Origin of the sequence: Sphingomonas japonica, from assembly GCF_006346325.1 — a bacterium.
In the GTDB taxonomy this organism is placed as follows: Bacteria; Pseudomonadota; Alphaproteobacteria; order Sphingomonadales; family Sphingomonadaceae; genus Sphingomonas; species Sphingomonas japonica.
In genome coordinates this window covers 1754509-1771469 of sequence record NZ_VDYR01000001.1, presented here as the reverse complement: position 1 = coordinate 1771469, position 16961 = coordinate 1754509, and the positions used below count along the sequence as shown (strand labels likewise).

The 16961-nt window shown below is 65.3% G+C and carries 9 protein-coding genes; 7 read left to right on the top strand and 2 right to left on the bottom strand.

Going from position 1 to position 16961, the window contains the following annotated elements; genetic code table 11:
• Positions 1–183: 183 nt before the first annotated feature.
• The 3 genes from FHY50_RS08730 to FHY50_RS08720 all read left to right on the top strand — a co-directional run bounded on the left by FHY50_RS08730 (position 184) and on the right by FHY50_RS08720 (position 5903).
• Positions 184–3597, top strand: coding sequence for a TonB-dependent receptor (locus FHY50_RS08730; protein WP_166745410.1), 3414 nt, complete (start codon positions 184–186; stop codon positions 3595–3597).
• A 123-nt stretch (positions 3598–3720) separates the two neighbouring features.
• Positions 3721–4875 (top strand): glycoside hydrolase family 26 protein, encoded by a 1155-nt coding sequence (locus tag FHY50_RS08725; protein WP_140048077.1) that lies wholly within the window; start codon positions 3721–3723, stop codon positions 4873–4875.
• Between the two features lie 77 nt (positions 4876–4952).
• Positions 4953–5903 carry an ROK family protein gene (locus FHY50_RS08720; RefSeq protein WP_140048076.1) on the top strand — a complete coding sequence of 317 codons (951 nt, stop codon included), beginning with the start codon at positions 4953–4955 and terminating at the stop codon, positions 5901–5903.
• A gap of 39 nt (positions 5904–5942) precedes the next feature.
• On the opposite strand, the gene FHY50_RS08715 is transcribed toward FHY50_RS08720, so the two are convergent.
• Positions 5943–7289 carry an MFS transporter gene (locus tag FHY50_RS08715; RefSeq protein WP_243846607.1) on the bottom strand — a complete coding sequence of 449 codons (1347 nt, stop codon included), beginning with the start codon at positions 7287–7289 and terminating at the stop codon, positions 5943–5945.
• Between the two features lie 89 nt (positions 7290–7378).
• On the bottom strand, positions 7379–9874 hold the full coding sequence (locus FHY50_RS08710; protein WP_140048075.1) for a glycoside hydrolase family 3 protein: 2496 nt from the start codon (positions 9872–9874) through the stop codon (positions 7379–7381).
• A 247-nt stretch (positions 9875–10121) separates the two neighbouring features.
• Here FHY50_RS08710 and FHY50_RS08705 point away from each other — a divergent pair, with 247 nt between their 5' ends.
• The 4 genes from FHY50_RS08705 (at position 10122) to FHY50_RS08690 (ending at position 16942) form a co-directional block, all read left to right on the top strand.
• Complete coding sequence (locus FHY50_RS08705) at positions 10122–13553, top strand: glycosyl hydrolase 2 galactose-binding domain-containing protein (RefSeq protein WP_244935315.1); 3432 nt, start codon at positions 10122–10124, stop codon at positions 13551–13553.
• Positions 13554–13558: 5 nt separating this feature from the next.
• Complete coding sequence (locus FHY50_RS08700) at positions 13559–15022, top strand: carboxylesterase/lipase family protein (RefSeq protein ID WP_208402822.1); 1464 nt, start codon at positions 13559–13561, stop codon at positions 15020–15022.
• Positions 15019–15732 carry a GDSL-type esterase/lipase family protein gene (locus FHY50_RS08695; protein WP_140048073.1) on the top strand — a complete coding sequence of 238 codons (714 nt, stop codon included), beginning with the start codon at positions 15019–15021 and terminating at the stop codon, positions 15730–15732. Before FHY50_RS08700 ends, FHY50_RS08695 begins: the two co-directional genes overlap by 4 nt.
• Before the next feature lie 73 nt (positions 15733–15805).
• The gene (locus tag FHY50_RS08690) at positions 15806–16942 is read left to right on the top strand and encodes a glycoside hydrolase family 53 protein (RefSeq protein ID WP_243846605.1); all 1137 of its coding nucleotides are present in this window, start codon (positions 15806–15808) and stop codon (positions 16940–16942) included.
• The last annotated feature ends 19 nt before the right edge of the window (positions 16943–16961 follow it).

The following is a 16961-nucleotide window of genomic DNA, read 5'->3' as shown; positions in this document are numbered from 1 at the left end:
GCCCGCTCTCCCCGCCCCGGATATGTCGCGCAATATTTAAATAAATCAATTTTGTTTTTGTGCTTGCCACGCGCATGGTAGCGCAATATCCAGACTATGCATCGCCAACGATCGATGAATCGAGCGAGGCCGCCGAACCGCAGTAGCGGCAGGCGTGGGGAGAGCATGCTGGGGGAAATAGGGATGGCCACGCGTCACCTGCGTCATGGACGCCAATTCACACATTTGATTGCCGGAGTTTCGGCGCTCGCACTGATCGGTAGCGCGCAAAGCGCCTTTGCGCAGACTACGCAGAATGATCCGGTTCAGGAGACCGACCAGGCGCCGCCGCCGCTCGAGCAGACCGACCTTGCCGACGAAGACGCCGCAGTCGGCGATATCGTCGTCACCGGCATCCGCGCCAGCCTTGCCAATGCGCAGGAGATCAAGCGGCGTGCCGACACGGTGGTCGATGCGATCACTGCCGAGGACATCGGCGCGCTTCCCGACCGTTCGATCAACGAGGCGCTGCAGCGCATTCCTGGCGTCTCGATCGATCGCTTTGCGGCGCCCAACGACTCGCAGCATTTCTCGGTCGAGGGATCGGGCGTCCAGATCCGCGGCCTCACCTATACCCGCGGCGAGTTCAACGGCCGCGACACCTTCTCGGTCAGCGCCGGACGCGACATCGGCTATAACGACATTCCTGCCGAACTCGCCGGGTCGGTCGAGGTGTTTAAGAACCTGACCGCCGATCTGATCGAAGGCGGCATCGCCGGCACGGTCAGCATCAACACGCGCAAGCCGTTCGACAGCAACGATCGCATCCTCTACCTCTCGGGCGGCGTCAGCTACGGCGATCTGGCACAGCAGGCCGAAGGTTCGTTCGCGGGTCTCTACAGCAACCAGTGGGAGGTCGGCGATGGCCACCGCGTCGGACTGCTCGTCGGCGGCAGCTATTTCCAGCAGCGCAGCCGCGCCGATTCGATCTTCCTCTCGTCGTTCCTGCCGCGCTTCAACGCGCCCGATGACGGCGTCGATGGCTATGCGCCCGACGGTGTCGATTATCAGGGCTCGCAGTTCGACGGCGTCACCTGCGACGGCAACAATCCCAACGAAGGTCGCCTGATCAATGAAGGCACGCCGTATCAGCTGCGCGTCTGCGACAATTTTCCGACTCCTGAAGGGTTTGACACGGTCTACACCCCCAGCGGCGCGGGCTTTCGCCAACAGAGCTTCAATACCAAGCGCAACAGCATAGCCGCCGCTGGCCAGTTCGAGACTGCCGACGAGAGCCTGTTGATCACCGCGCAGTATCTGCGTGCCGAATCGATCGAAAGCTGGGTCGATCGCACGGTCGAGCCGAACATCTATTACAACGATATCGGCAACACCTATCCGGCCGGATATATTCAGCAGGACGGTTTCCCCTACGATCCCAACGCCAATTACACGTTCAACGACGATGGCGTTTTCACCGGCGGCACCATTGTTCGCCGCGGCAACCTCCAGGCGCGGAATCTACCCGGTGGCGCTAATTGTGGCTTTTACGATCCGCCTGCCAATACCGCGCCGATTACCTATTGCCCGTACGACCAATTCGTAAATCCGGGCGGGATCAACACCGCCTCGACCAATCGTTATTTCTCCAGCAAGTCGGTCAATCAGGACGCGTCGCTCAACATCAAGTGGCAGGCGAGCGACCGGCTGCGCTTCAACTTTGACGCGCAATATGCCAAGTCCGAGGCGGAAGGCACCGACGACATCGTCGATATCTATACCTTCTCGAACGTTACGATCGATCTGCAGAACGACATCCCCAACGTGTCGTTCGTGACGCCGGGCTTCGATACCACCAGCTACTTCGCCAACCAGGGAAGCTGGTTCTACAACAACGCGTTCAACAACCGCTCGATCAACGACGGCGACGAATATGCCTTCCGCGCCGATGGCGAGTTCGACGTTTCGGAAGACGGCTTCCTGCGCAAGCTGCGCTTCGGCGGCCGCTATTCGAAGCGGCAGCAGACTGTACGCACCAACGACTACAATAATTGGGGGTCGCTGTCGGCGACCTGGGTCGATCAGGGACCGCGCTTCGTCAGCGTGACGCCCGATGCGATCAACCAGTATAACTACGAGAACTTCTTCCGCGGCGAGGCCAATGTGCCGAGCGTTCCGTCGATCCGCGCCGACATTCTGAGCGATCACGATGCGCTGACCGAATTGCTGCGGCGGGCGAAAGACCCCTCTGGTCAGTTCAGCTACACGCCCCTCGAAGATCGTACGCCGAACGGCGTCGATGAACTCATCGAGGGTTATTTTCAGCCGAACGAAGTCTACGACAATTCCGAGGAAACGAAGGCGGCGTACGCTCGGCTGGATTTCGGCACGGATTTCGACAGCGGTATGCGGTTGTCGGGCAATATCGGTGTCCGCTGGGTCCAGACCACCAACGAAGCGGCAGGGGCGATCAATTTCCCGCAGCGTAATCAGGTACTGCCAGACGGCTTCGCGGACTTTGCCGCCTATTGCGCGGAACAGACCGAAGTCGATCCCATTACCGGCGAATCGCCTTCGCAATCGCAGCTGCCGGCATTGTGCCGCACGGGCGTGACGGCGGAGCAGCAGGCGGCGGCACTGGCCTTTGCCAACGGCGCGTCGCTTCCACAGGTGGCGGAACAGACGTTCGACAACTGGCTGCCTAGCCTCAACGTCCGCTTCGACGCGTCGGACAAGCTGACGTTCCGCTTCGCTGCGTCGAAGGCGATCAACCGCCCCAACTTCGGCGATCTGCGGAACTTCGTTTCGCTCGGCTTCAATGGCAATACCGGCGTGTTCGAAGCACGGTCGAGCAACCCGTTCCTTAAGCCGATCAAGGCCGATCAGTTCGATCTCAGCGCCGAATGGTATTTCGCTCGTGTCGGCTCGCTGACCGCGACCGGCTTCTACAAGAAGCTGACCGACGTCATCGTCCAGAATAGCGGGTTCAACCGTACGTTCGAGAATGGCGGTTCGAGCTACGACCTGCAGTTGACGGGTCCCGCCAATGCGCTGGGGTCGAGCGATATCAAGGGTGTGGAGTTGGCGTACCAGCAGACGTACGACTTCCTGCCGGGCCCGCTCAGCGGCCTGGGGCTACAGGCGGCGTATACGTATATCGACGCCGGCCGGATCATCGTCTCGCCGCCCGATTTTCGGCCTTCGACCGATCCGACGCCGAACGAAGGCGATGGCAACCAGCCGCCGCAGGACATCCAGGGGCTGTACGACAACATCCCGCTGCCGCAGCTGTCCAAACACAACGTCAACACGTCGGTATTCTTCGACAAATACGGCATCTATGCGCGACTTGCGTATAACTGGCGGTCGAAATTCCTCCTGAGCAATCGCGACTGCTGCTTCCCGTTCCTGCCTGTGTACAGTCTTGCGACGGACTCGGCCGATGCGTCGCTATTCTACACCGTCAACGAACAGTTCAAGATCGGCGTCCAGGTCAACAACCTGTTTGATTACAAGATCAGGACCACGTTCCAGCTCAATGGCGATGGGCTCGAAGCGCCGCGCTCGTTCTTCAAGAGCGATCGCCAAGTCCAGTTGAGCGTTCGCCTGACGCTTTGACCCAGACCGAGCCGGGCATTTCCATCAGGAAAGCCCGGCGCGCGTCCCGTCCGACGGAAAGGGGGTCGGGCGGGGCGCACGGCCCCTTCGTCCGGGGGCGTGACGTTTTCCCCGGAGGATGCGATGTCGAAGTTCCCGCTGTTGGTGGCCTGCGCCAGCCTGGCAGGATGCGCTGCCCTGCCGCCGGTCGCTACGGCTCGGTCCAGCCCCGATCCGGTGGACCGGCAGGCGACGGTGGAGACCAGGGCGCTGCTGCATTCGATGGCGGCGCTAGCCCCGACCGCGACGATGTTCGGCCATCAGAACACGCTGGCCTATGGCTATCGCTGGCGCGGCGAACCCGACCGCTCCGACGTCAAGGACGTCGCGGGGTGTTTCCCGGCCGTCTATGGCTGGGACCTGATGGACATTTTCGCTCGCAACGGCGCGATGCAGGTCGATCCGGCCGGAGCGCAGCGGCTTCGCGACTATATCCGCCAGGGCTTCGCGCGCGGCGGCGTGATCACCTTGTCATGGCATCAGGGCAATCCCGCCAATGACGGCGATGCGTGGAATGTCGATCTGCCCGCGGTTGCGCGCATCCTGCCTGGCGGCGATCTCCACTCCAAATACATGGCGCGGCTGGACGTCGCCGCAGATTTCATCGCCGGTCTCGAGGCTGCGGACGGCACGCCGATTCCGGTAGTGTTTCGTCCGTATCACGAACATACCGGAAGCTGGTTCTGGTGGGGCAGGGACCACGCCACTCCCGCCGAGTTCAAGGGGCTGTGGCGAATGACGGTCGAGCATCTGCGGGACCGGCGGGGACTGCGCAACGTCCTCTACTCCTATTCGACCGACGTGTTCGACAGCGAGGCCGAATATCTCGAGCGTTATCCCGGCGACGACGTCATCGACGTACTGGGGTTCGACGATTATCACAGCATCAAATCGGCAGAGACGACGGACGTGTTCCGCAACCGCCTGCGCCTGCTGGTCGGCATGGCGCGCGAGCGCGGCAAGATCGCCGCGCTGACCGAGACCGGGCTGGAGGCGATCCCCGATCCCGACTGGTGGACCAGCGTGCTGCTCGCCGGGATCAACGCCGATGCCGAGACGCGCGGCATCGCCTGGGCGCTGGTGTGGCGCAACGCCACCGTCGCAGTCGAGGGCAGGGAGCACTTCTACGCGCCATACCCCGGCCAAGCGAGCGCCGCCGACTTCAAGACGTTTGCCGACGACCCTTCGATCCTGCTCGAATGCGAGCTTCCCGACCTTTATGCTCGGGGAAATCAGTAAGCACTAAATCCCTGTTCCACCACGGCCCCGAAGTGATCTAGTTCATTTCGTCCGGCGCGTGCTTCTAGATGGTGATCATGACTGTAACCGATTCCATACCGTCCGCCGCCGATCGTTATCGCAACAATGGAACCGGTTTAATCGCCGGCGTGGAGCTCGGCGGAACTAAATGCGTATGCGTGCTTGCGACCATCGAAGGAGAAAGCATCGAGCAGGTCACGGTGCCGACGAGTTCGCCCGAAGCAACGCTGGCGGCGATCGACGCGGTGCTCGACCGATGGTGGAGGGCGACCGGGTTCGATGCGATGGGCATCGCTTCGTTCGGGCCGCTCGACCTCGATCCCCGGTCGGCGACCTATGGCTATGTCACTGCGACATCGAAGCCGAACTGGTCGCATAGCGATGTCGGGATGCGGCTGTCGCGGCGCTTCGGCGTGCCGATGGCGTTCGACACCGACGTCAACGGTGCTGCGATCGCCGAGCGGACATGGGGCGCAGCGCGGGGGATCGACGACTTCGCCTATATCACGCTGGGGACCGGCGTCGGCGTCGGGTTGATCGTGCACGGCAAGCCGACGCGCGGCTTCGGACATTGCGAGCTTGGCCACATCCGTGTGCCGCGCCTGGCGGGCGATGACTGGCCGGGAAGCTGTCCTTTCCACGCCGCGTGTGTCGAAGGGCTGGCTTCTGGCACCGCGATCAAGGCCCGATTGGGCAGCGAGCATGTCGGTTCGATCGCCCAAGACGCGCCGATCTGGGACAGCGTGGTCGATGCCCTGGCGCAGCTTTGCCAGGTGCTGGCCATGGGAGTGGGCGCCTGCCGCATCCTGATCGGCGGTGGGGTCGCCAATGGGCAGCCGCACCTGCTGCCACGCATCGAGGCCCGGATGCGCGACAATATTGCGGGCTACGTCAATGTTCCGGCGGGACCATATGTAGTGGCGCCGGAACTGGGCGGGCAAGCCGGACCGCTGGGACCGATAGCGATGGCGATCGCACTGCTTGAAACGAACGCTGTTGCCGAATGAAGCGGCAGCCGGGTAGCGCGCGCTACCCGGCCATTGCCGTCAATGGATGCTCGCGGCGGCGGGTTCGTCGCGCAGCACTACGCCCGCCCCGCGCGACAGCAGCGCGAAGCCGCACAACGCGAGATAGCACAGCATCGGCACCACGAACGCAGCGGCATAGCCGGTCGCCTGCGACACGCTGCCGACCAGCGGCGGGATGAACGCGCCGCCGACGATCGCGGTGCACAGGAATCCCGACGTCGCCTCCTGGCTGGCGGTCGAGCGTTCAAGCGTCAGCGTAAAGATGGTCGGGAACATGATCGAGTTGAATAGCCCGATCGACAGCGCGACATAGCCGGCACCGACCCCGCCGATCGCGAAGACATAGCCGCACATCGCCGCGGCCGCGGCGGTGAAGATCGCCAGCAGCACGCTGGCGTTGACGCGGGCAAGCAGCGCCGATCCGATGATCCGTCCCACCATTGCGCCGCCCCAATAGAGCGAGACCGCCTTGGCCGCTTCCTGCAGCGACACGCCGGGATCGCTGTCGAGCGCCATGAAACGCGCGAGCGGCCCGACGGCGGCGGGCGCGTCGGACAGTCCCCACACCGCGTTCGAATTAAGGAACAGCGCCATCTGGGTACCGATCGCGACTTCGGCGCCGACATAGAGGAAGATCGCGGCGCCGCCCAGAACCGCCCAGCGCGAGGAGAGCGCTTCCCTGAGCGTTTCGGCGATGCCCGATGCGTGCGGCGCGGTAGCAGGGGCGGCGGCCTCGACGGTGCGCCGCGCGAACACGAAGAAGACCAGCAGCACGGCGATCAGCCCGGCGAGCCAGAAATAGGCTCGGTCGATGCCGATCAATGCGCTGGCCCGCACCGCGTCGGTGACGGCGACGCCCTCCTTGACCTCGAGTCCGTCGAGGAACAGCACCGCGCCGATATACGGCCCGATGAAGGTGCCGACCGAATTGAACGCCTGGCTGAAGGTAAGTCGGAAATGGCTGAATTTGGGGTCACCCAGCGCGGCCGCCAGCGGGTTGGCCGCGACCTGCAGGATGGTGATGCCGCTCGCCAGGATGAACAGCCCCAGCAGCACCAGCGGATAGAGCGCGAGGTTGGCGGCAATCAGCATCACGACGCAGCCCGCGATCATCGTACCGAGCGCGATCAGGATCGACGGCACGGCCCGCCGCCGCGCGACCAGCACCGCGGCGGGCAGCGACACCACGCCGTACGCGATGAAGAATGCCGAGGCGGAGAGCTGCGCCTCGATGTCCGACAGGCTGAACACGCCCTTCACCGCTGCGACCAGCGGGTCGATCAGCGAGGTGATGAACCCCCAGGCGAAGAACAAGGTGGTGACGGCGGCAAAGGCCCCCATCGTTCCGCGCGCGCGTGTCGTCATCCCAAACTCTCCCTCACTCGGCCGCGAGCGGCCCGGTCGCACGTCCGGATTAGCGTCCGGCGTGCGAAATGAAACCGGTTACGATGCGCTCAGGGGCAGGAAATTCGCTGATCCGCGTCAGTGCCGAGCGCCACGCGCGCCAGCGACAAGCTGCCGCCACCGGCAAGGCGCAGCTGGAAGGGTTCGTCGATGCTCGCCATGTTGGCGCCTGCGCCAGCGAAGCATTTCAGCGGAATCCCGACGCGGGTCCATTGCCCCTGTGGCAGTTTGGCGATCAGGTCGGCGGGAACGGTGGCGCCGCCGGGGCCGGTGCGCTGGCCGATCGTCACCGGTCCACCGATCGCGCCGTCGCGCCGGATCGTCGTCACCAGCAGCACGTCGCCATTGGTTTCGCGCGTCAGGTCGATGGGCGCCTGCGTCGCGAGCGAGATCATCGCCGAGCCGGACTTGATGTCGAAGCGGCGTGCGCCTTCCTGGACGATATGGTCGGTCGCAGTCACGCTCGCGCGTCCGCCCAGCGCTTCGAGCGGCACCGTGGTGATGCGCGTCTGGTCGGCAGGCTGGTCGCTGACGTAGAACGACCAGGACGGTGCCGGCAGGCCGCGCTCGAGGAACACGCCCTGCGTCGCCGCGTCCGCGACGCCCGGATCTTCGGACAGCGGCTTCCATGGCTGCGCCGCACCCGCGATCGTGAGGCCATAGCCGAACGGATAGAGCGCCGCACCCTTGGCATCGGCGGTGGCGGGCCACGGCGTCGGCAATTTGCCGGTGAAGTCGTACGGCGCGCGGCGATCCCTGCGCTGGACGAGGACGTCGGCCAGTCCGGCGCCTTCCGACCCCGGCAACCATGCGACGACGAAGGCGTCCGCGGTGTTGAGCGCGGGGTTCACGAACAGCGGCCTGCCGGTGATCATCACCGCGACGACGGGAATGCCGGCGGCCTTGAGCTTCTTCATCGTCGCGAATGGCTGGCTGAGCTCGTCGCTCAGCTGCAGCGTCTTGCGATCGCCCTGGAATTCGGCATAGGGCGTCTCCCCGAACACGACGACCGCGACATCGGGCTTGGCGCTAAAGCTGCCGTCGGGCGACAGCGTCGCGGTGCCACCCGTCGCGGTGATCGCGTCCGACAGGCCCTTGTAGATCGACGTAGCGCCGGGGAAGCGGCTGTTGTCGAGCCCCGTACCCTGCCAGGTCAGCGTCCAGCCGCCCGACTGGCGCCCGATATCGTCGGCACCGTCGCCTGCGACCAGTACCTTGGCACCGGCGCGGATCGGCAGCACGCTGCCCTGATGCTTGAGCAGGACAAGTGACTTGCGCACCGCCTCGCGCGCGATCGCGCGGTGCTCGGGCGCGCCGAGCATCTTCCAGTCGCCCGAATGCGGCCGCGCCGAAGGCTTGCCGACATCGAACAGTCCCATGCGCAGCTTGACGCGCAGAATGCGGGCGACGGCGTCGTCGAGCCGCGTCATCGGCACGGTGCCGTCCTTCACCTGCTTCAGCAGCGTGCCATAGAGATCGCGCCAGCTGTCGGGCGCCATGTACATGTCGATCCCGGCGAGCAGCGCCTGCGGACAGCTGGCATTGGTGCAACCCGCCACCTGGCCGTGCGCGTTCCAGTCGGTGACGACCAGCCCGCCGAAGTTCATCCGTTCCTTGAGGATGTTGGTGACCAGCCCCTTATGGCCGGCGATCTTGGTGCCGTTCCAGCTCGAAAAGCTGGTCATCACCGTTTCGACCCCGGCTTCGATCGCAGGAACATAGGGGATGCCGTGGGTATCGCGCAGCTCGGTTTCGGAAATCTGCGCATCACCCTGGTCGCGGCCGTCGGTGGTGCCGCCGTCGGCGAGGTAGTGCTTGGTCGAGGCGATGACGTGCGGTCCGGCCATGACGCTTTCGCCGCCGGGTTCGCCCTGCAGCCCCTTGATCATCCGGCCGACATAGCTGGCGACCAGCTTCGGATCGGACGAATAGCCTTCATAGGCACGGCCCCAGCGATAGTCCTGCGGCACGGTGATGGTCGGCGCGAAGGTCCATTCCTGTCCGGTGGCGCGGACTTCGAGCGCGGTGGCGGCGCCGATCCGCTCGATCAAATCGGGATCGCGCGCCGCGCCCAGGCCGATATTGTGCGGGAACAGCGTCGCCCCGACGATATTCGAATGGCCGTGGACTGCGTCTGTGCCCCAGAAGATCGGGATGGGCAGCTTGCCGTCGCTGCGGTCCATCGATGCGTCGTAGAAGCGATCGGCGAGCGCCAGCCATTTTTCGGGCGGCGCGAACTCGTCATTGTCGGGCGCGGAATTGCCGCCGTTCAGGACCGACCCGAGGTGATATTTGCGGACGTCGTCGGGGGTGACGCTGGCGATATCGGCCTGCAGCACCTGGCCGACCTTTTCCTCGAGCGACATCTTCTTGAGCATGTCGGCGATGCGCGCCTCATGCTGCGGATTGGTGGCATAGGGCCATTTCGGCGCCGGCCAGATCGACGGATCGACCGCAGTTTGTGGCGGTACGGGGGGGGCGGTCTGCGCCAGCGCGGTGGACGAAAGCGCAAGCAGCGCGATCAAGCTGGTGGTGCGAGCAAACATCGTGTCGAAACCCCTCCGTCAATAGGCGGGCACGCCGCGTGTCGGGCGCGCTCCGGTTGGCGCGTGTCATGCCACATCCGGACGGCGGGGGAATAGCAAAAATCATTTTATGAATTGACGGGCCCGTTTGCCGCCGGTCTTGCGGAATAGGAACAGGCTTGATTTCACAACCACTGTTTCGCACAACGCCACCAATCGTAAAAACGATGTCATTATTGCGATGACGAAAAGCAAAAAGGGGATTCGGATGCGCTCGATCTGGCTGGCAGCGACCATGCTCGCAGGCGCCGCAACGTCGGCGCAGGGACAGGACATCCTGCCGGCGGCGGCGATGGAAGCACCCGCCGCGACCAATCTGGGTCCTTACAATGCCAGCTTCCTCGAAGGATCGATCGGCATCGATCGGCCTGTTGCCAATGCCGACGCGCTGACGGCCGCGGACGCACCCTATACGTTGTCCACCTGGGTGCGCCCGACCGCGCGGCAGACGGGCGCGGTAGTGCTGATCGCGCTCGGGACGCCCGGCGGCGCCTGCCGCTGCCTCGTGCTGCGCGACGGTCGGCCGGTGGCGATCGACGGCACGGCGAGCGTTTCCGCCGGGGGGGCGATCGCGGCTGGCCGCTGGACGCACATCACGGCAAGTTCGGATGGCCGGCGCCTGACGCTGTATGTCGATGGCAAGCGCGTTCGCGAGACGAACGCCCCTGCGGCAGGCGTATCTCCGCAGATCGGCATCGCGCCGGTCACCGACCGGCATTTCGGCGGCACGCTGGTCGGCGCGCAAGTGACGCCGCGCGCGCTGCCGACCGAGCAGGTCGCCGCGATGGTCGCGCAGCGCCCCAATTTCGATCTCGTCCAGCTGTGGCGGGTCGGCGTCGGTTGGGAATGGCAAAACAAGGCCAATACCGGGCTGTGGAAACAGCAGGATCCGTGGACGCTGCCGCAAAGCGACACCGCCTACAGCGATCCTGTTGCCACGCCGCTACCGAGCGCACCCGCCATGCAGCAACTCGAGCCCGGCCGCTGGCAGATCAACGGCTGGCAGCTCGCTGCCGCGCCCGATGTCACGGCGAACGGTGCGGCGCTGTCGCGGCCGGGCGCTGCGACCGGGAAATGGCATGTAGCTACCGTGCCGGGAACGGTGCTTCAGACCCTGGTCGATCGCGGCGTCTATCCCGATCCCTATTTCGGGCTCAACAACCTCAAGATTCCCGAAAAGCTGGCGCGGCAGGAGTACTGGTACCGTACCAGCTTCACCGTCCCGGCGGAGGCGGCGGGCAGGAAGCTGACGCTGGTGTTCGGCGGCATCAACTATGCCGCCGAGATGTGGGCGAACGGGCGGCGGCTGGGCGACACCACGGGCGCGTTCATCCGCGGGCAGTTCGACTATGTCCCGGTCGCGGGCGAGAATGTCATCGCGGTGCGCGTCTCGCCGCCGCCGCATCCCGGTATCCCGCACGAACAGTCGATCGCCGGCGGCGTCGGCGAGAATGGCGGGCAGATGGCGATCGATGGTCCGACGTTTGTCGCCACGGAGGGCTGGGACTGGATCCCCGGCATCCGCGACCGCAACACCGGCATGTGGCGCAATGTCGAGCTGCTGGCGCATGGCGACGTCCGCATCCTCGACCCGCAGATCGTCACCGACCTGCCGCTGCCGCGCACCGATGTCGCCGATGTCTATATCACCGTGCCGGTGCGCAACCCGACCGTGTCGATCAAGACGGTGGTGGTGAAGGCGAGCTTTGGCGGGATCAGCGTCGAAAAGACGGTTCAGGCTGCACCCGGCATCACTCAGGTTCGCTTCGCGCCGTCCGAGTTCAAGCAACTGACCGTCGCCAAGCCCCGGCTGTGGTGGCCCAACGGCTATGGCGCGCCCGAGCTGTACGATATCGCGTTCGAGGTGAGCGCCGACGGCAAGCCCTCGGATCGCAAGACCGATCGCTTCGGCATCCGCGAGGTCAGCTACGACCTGTCGCTGTTCGATACCGCGGGCAAGCTGCGCCGCGTCAATGTCCAGACCACCAACGGCAAGCTGGCGGGCAGCAAGCTGATCGACGTGCGTCATGAGGAGATCAAGCAGAGCCCGCGCGGCTGGGCTGAATCGCTGACCGCGGCGGGGGAAGCGTCCAAGGCGGTGACCGCGATCGACGAGACGTTGCCCGAACCGCATCTGACGATCCGCGTCAACGGCGTGCGCATCGCCGCGCGCGGCGGCAACTGGGGCATGGACGACGCGATGAAGCGCGTCAGCTACGATTGGCTCAAGCCGTATTTCCGCCTCCAGAAAGAGGCGCACATGAACATCATCCGCAACTGGATGGGCAACAATACCGAGGAAGAGTTCTACGACCTCGCCGACGAGCACGGCATGATGGTGATGAACGATTTCTGGGCATCGACACAGAATTTTCAGGTCGAGCCGCAGGACCCGCAGCTGTTCCTCGCCAACGCCCGCGACACCATCGCGCGCTATCGCAACCACCCGTCGATCATCCTGTGGTTCGGCCGCAACGAAGGTGTGCCCCAACCGATCCTCAACGAGGGACTGGACGACGCGGTATTCGATCTCGACGGCACGCGCTGGTTCACCGGATCGTCGAACGTCGTCAATCTGCAAGGGTCGGGGCCATATAATTACCGTCCGCCCGCCGGATATTTCACCGATCTCGCCAGCGGTTTTTCGGTCGAAACCGGCACGCCATCGCTGTCGACGCTGGAATCGGTGCGCAGCTATGTCCCCGCGCAGGATCGCTGGCCGCTGTCCGACACGCTGGCCTATCACGACTGGCATTTTGCCGGGAACGGCGACACCAGGACGTTCATGACGACGCTCGCCACGATGTTCGGGCAAGCGACCAGCTTGGAGGATTTCGAGCGCAAGGCGCAGATGATGAACCTCGAGACGCACAAGGCCATGTATGAGGGGTTCCTGGGCCATCTGTGGACCAAGAACAGCGGGCGGCTGCTTTGGATGACGCATCCGGCATGGCCGTCGAATGCGTGGCAGATCTATTCGTGGGATTACGACACCCACGCGGCCTATTACGGGGCCAAGAAGGCGACCGAGCCGCTCCACGTCCAGCTCAACCTGCCCGACAACGCGCTGGTCGTGCTCAACACCACTCAGGGCGATGCCAAGGGGCTGCGGGTGCGGTCGCGCGTCGTCGGGCTCGACAATTCCGAGCTGTTCGCGCGCGAGGATCGCCTCGATGCGCTCGCCAACCGCGCGACGCGGCTGGCGGCGCTTCCGCTCGCCGAACTGTTCGAGGCCAACCCGATGCTGCTGGTCAGCCTGCAGCTGATCGACCGGGACGGCACGGTGGTGTCCGACAATTTCTATTGGCGCGGGCGCGACGAAGCGTCGTACCAGGCGCTCAACGATCTCGCGCCGGTCACGCTGACTGCAAGCGCGGCGGCACCGGTGGCAGCAGGGGAGGACAAGGCGGTGACGGTGACGCTGACCAACCCGACCGCAACGCCCGCGCTCAATGCCAAGCTGACGCTTATCGACGACGTCGGCGAACGCATCCTGCCGGCCTTCTATTCCGACAACTATGTTGCGTTGCTGCCCGGAGAGACGCGCACCATCAGCGTGCGTTACCCGGCGCGCGTCACCGCCACGCCACGGTTCACGCTGCGGGGATGGAATGTGACGCAGGCGCAGATCGGGTCGTGACGGCGATGCGCATCGGGACGGCGCTTCTGGCCCTTGCGCTGTTCACGGTCACTGCCGCCGCCGACCCGCCGGTCGTGCAAGTCACAGGCGGAGCGGTCCGGGGAGAGCAGCAGCCGGACCGCCTGCTGTTCCAGGGCATCCGCTTCGCCGCACCGCCGCTTGCCGACAATCGCTGGCGAGCACCGCGCCCGGTGACGGCGTGGCAGGGCGTCGCCGACGCCACGCGGCAGGCGCCGGCCTGCCTCCAGAACGACTATGGCTGGAACCGCGCCGATCACGTCTATGCCAGCGAGGATTGCCTGACGCTGGCGGTCGGCACGCCTGCGCTCACCGGCAAGCGCCCGGTGTTCGTATGGATCCACGGCGGCAGCAACCGCGCCGGATCGGGCGGCGGGATGGCGTCGAGTTCGATGGTCGGCAAGGATGTCGTTGTCGTGTCGATCCAGTACCGGCTCGGCATCTTTGGTTTCCTCGCGCACCGCGGCGCCGTCGTGGATGGTGCTGCGGGCAATTACGGGCTGATGGACCAGATCGCCGCGCTCCGCTGGGTACAAGACAACATCGCCAGCTTCGGCGGCGATCCTGCCAATGTCACGATCGCCGGCGAAAGCGCGGGTGCGCAGGATGTCGGCCTGCTCGTCGCCAGTCCGCAGGCGCGCGGCTCGTTCGCCAAGGCGGTACTGCAATCGGGCACGCCCAATTTCGGGCTGCCGGTACGCCCACTCGAACAGGCGCTGCGCATCGGCGATCAGGCCGACGCGCTGCTCGGCACCGGCGGCGACATCGCGCGGCTGCGATCGGCATCGGCGGCGTCGCTGCTGGCGGCGGACCTAAAGCTTCACGACGCGGTGCTTACCGCCGATGACTATCTGTGGCTACGCACAACGGTCGATGGCAAGGTCATCCCAGCCGACCCGATCGCGCTGATGCGGCGCGCGCAGTCGCGACCGGTGCTGATCGGATCGAACCGGTTCGAGCTCGATCTGCCCGGCGGACGCCCCGCGCGCGACGCGTTCGTGGCCCTGAGCTTTGCCGGGCAAGAAGGAGCGGCGCGGCGGTTCTACGTGCTTGGCGGCCGCGATGCCGCGCCCGACCCCCGGATGGGCACGATCGACCAGCAGATTGCAACCGATGCAACGTTCCGCTGCCCTGCCGGCCGGATGGCGGATGCCGTGGCCGAGCGCGGCGCGCCGGTGTGGCGCTACGAACTCGACGCCGCGCGTGACGGGCGCATGACGGCGCACGCGCTCGACATCAGCTATATCTGGGGTGAAGACCGCGCAGGGGGCCTGCATCTCCAGGACTATTGGGCCAACTTCGCTCGCACCGGCGATCCCAACGGTCCGGGGCTGCCGCAATGGCCCCGCTACGACATGCGCAGCCGGCGCCACATCGTCTTCACCAACCAGGGCGCAGGTGTGGCTGCCATGCTGCGCGCCGACATCTGCTCGCTGACGGAGGCCTTATGACGCTCGATCGCCGCTCCTTCTTCGCCGCTTCCGCCGGGCTGTCGCTGCTTCCGCTCGCGGCCCATGCCCAGGACGACGCCGCCGAAAAACGGTTGCGCGAGGATTGGGCGTGGCTTGGCCGCTACGCATCGGACAATGCCCGCTTGAAGGCGTCGGGTGAGGCGGTCGGCATCGTCTTCATGGGCGACTCGATCACCGAAGGCTGGCGCGACAAGCGGCCCGGCTTCTTCGCCAACGGACGTGTCTGCCGCGGCATCGGCGGACAGACGACGCCGCAGATGCTGCTGCGGATGATGGCCGATGTCGTCGCGCTCCGCCCCCGCGCCGTGCACATCATGGCCGGGACCAACGACATCGCCGGCAATACCGGCCCGATGACGCGCCAGCAGACCTACGACAACCTCACCGCGATGACGCAGATCGCGCAGGCCAATGGTTTGGACGTGATCCTCGCCAGCGTGCCGCCTGCCGCCTCCTTCCCGTGGCGGCCCGGTCTTGAGACGATCGCGCCGATCGCCGAGATCAATGCCTGGATCGAAGCATTCGCGGATGAGGCGGGCGCTATTTGGGTCGATTACGGACCTGCGCTGGGCGACGGCAAGGGTGCGATTCGGGCGGGGCTGGCCAATGACGGCGTTCATCCCGAAGCTGCGGGCTATTCCGAGATGGAAAAGGTCGTCGATCCGATCCTGCGCCGCATGCAAGTTTGATCTCGCCTCCGCCCCAGAATTGAGCGAGGCTCGTCTCGCCGGTCGACGTGTGGCGGCAAGCGGGAGAAGGCGGTTGCGAGCAACATCGATCTGGATGGTGTCGGCGATGGCGATGCTGGCAGGCTGTGCCGCCACCACGCAACCATCGACAGCGCGGTTCGCGCCGCCACCGCCGGGCGGGCTCTATCTTGGCGGCGACCTGTCCTACGTCAACGAAATGGAGGATTGCGGCGCGGTCTATCGCAAGGACGGCAAGCCGGTCGATCCCTTCGCGCTGCTCGCGGCACAGGGTGGCAACGTCGTGCGGGTACGCATCTGGAACGACGCGACCTGGACGCGGTACAGCGACTATGACGACGTGCTCAAGACGATCCGGCGCGCCAAGGCGGCGGGAATGCAGGTGCTGCTCGACTTTCATTACTCCGACGACTGGGCCGATGGCGGCAAACAGCTGACGCCCAAGGCGTGGGAAGGGCTGACCACCGACCAGCAGGCGCAGGCGCTGCACGATTATACCGTCGACATCCTCACCCGGCTCGACCGCGACGGGGCGATGCCCGAACTGGTCCAGGTCGGCAACGAGACCAATCCCGAGCTGCTCGGCGGCAAGGAGACGGTGGCGATCGACTGGGCGCGCAATGCCAAGCTGTTCAACGCCGGCATCGCGGCGGTTCGCGAGGTCGGGCGGACCGCGTCGACCAACCCGCGAGTGATGCTGCACATCGCCCAGCCCGAGCACGTCCTGCCGTGGTTCGACGCCGCGACCCGGGCAGGCGTCACCGACTACGACCTGATCGGAATCAGCTATTACAAGAAATGGTCGAAATACTCGCTCGATCAGCTCGAGAAGACCATCGCCGCGTCACGGGGGCGATACGGAAAGGACGTGATCGTCGTCGAGACGGGATATCCCTTCACGCTGGCCGCGAAGGACACCGCCACCAACCTGCTCGGCGAGGACGGGCTGGTGCCGGGCTATGCAGCAACGCCGCAAGGGCAGCGCGATTTCATGATCGCCGTCACCCAGCTGACGGTCGATGCCGGCGGGGTCGGCGTGGTCTATTGGGAACCCAACTGGGTCTCGACGCGATGCGGTACGCGCTGGGGCAAGGGCTCCGACTGGGAAAATGCCGCCTGGTTCGATTATGAGACGACCGAGGCTCTGCCGGTGTTCGACTTCCTCCGGCACGACTATCGGCGCGCCCGCTAGGGCCGGATTGGCCCCTCCC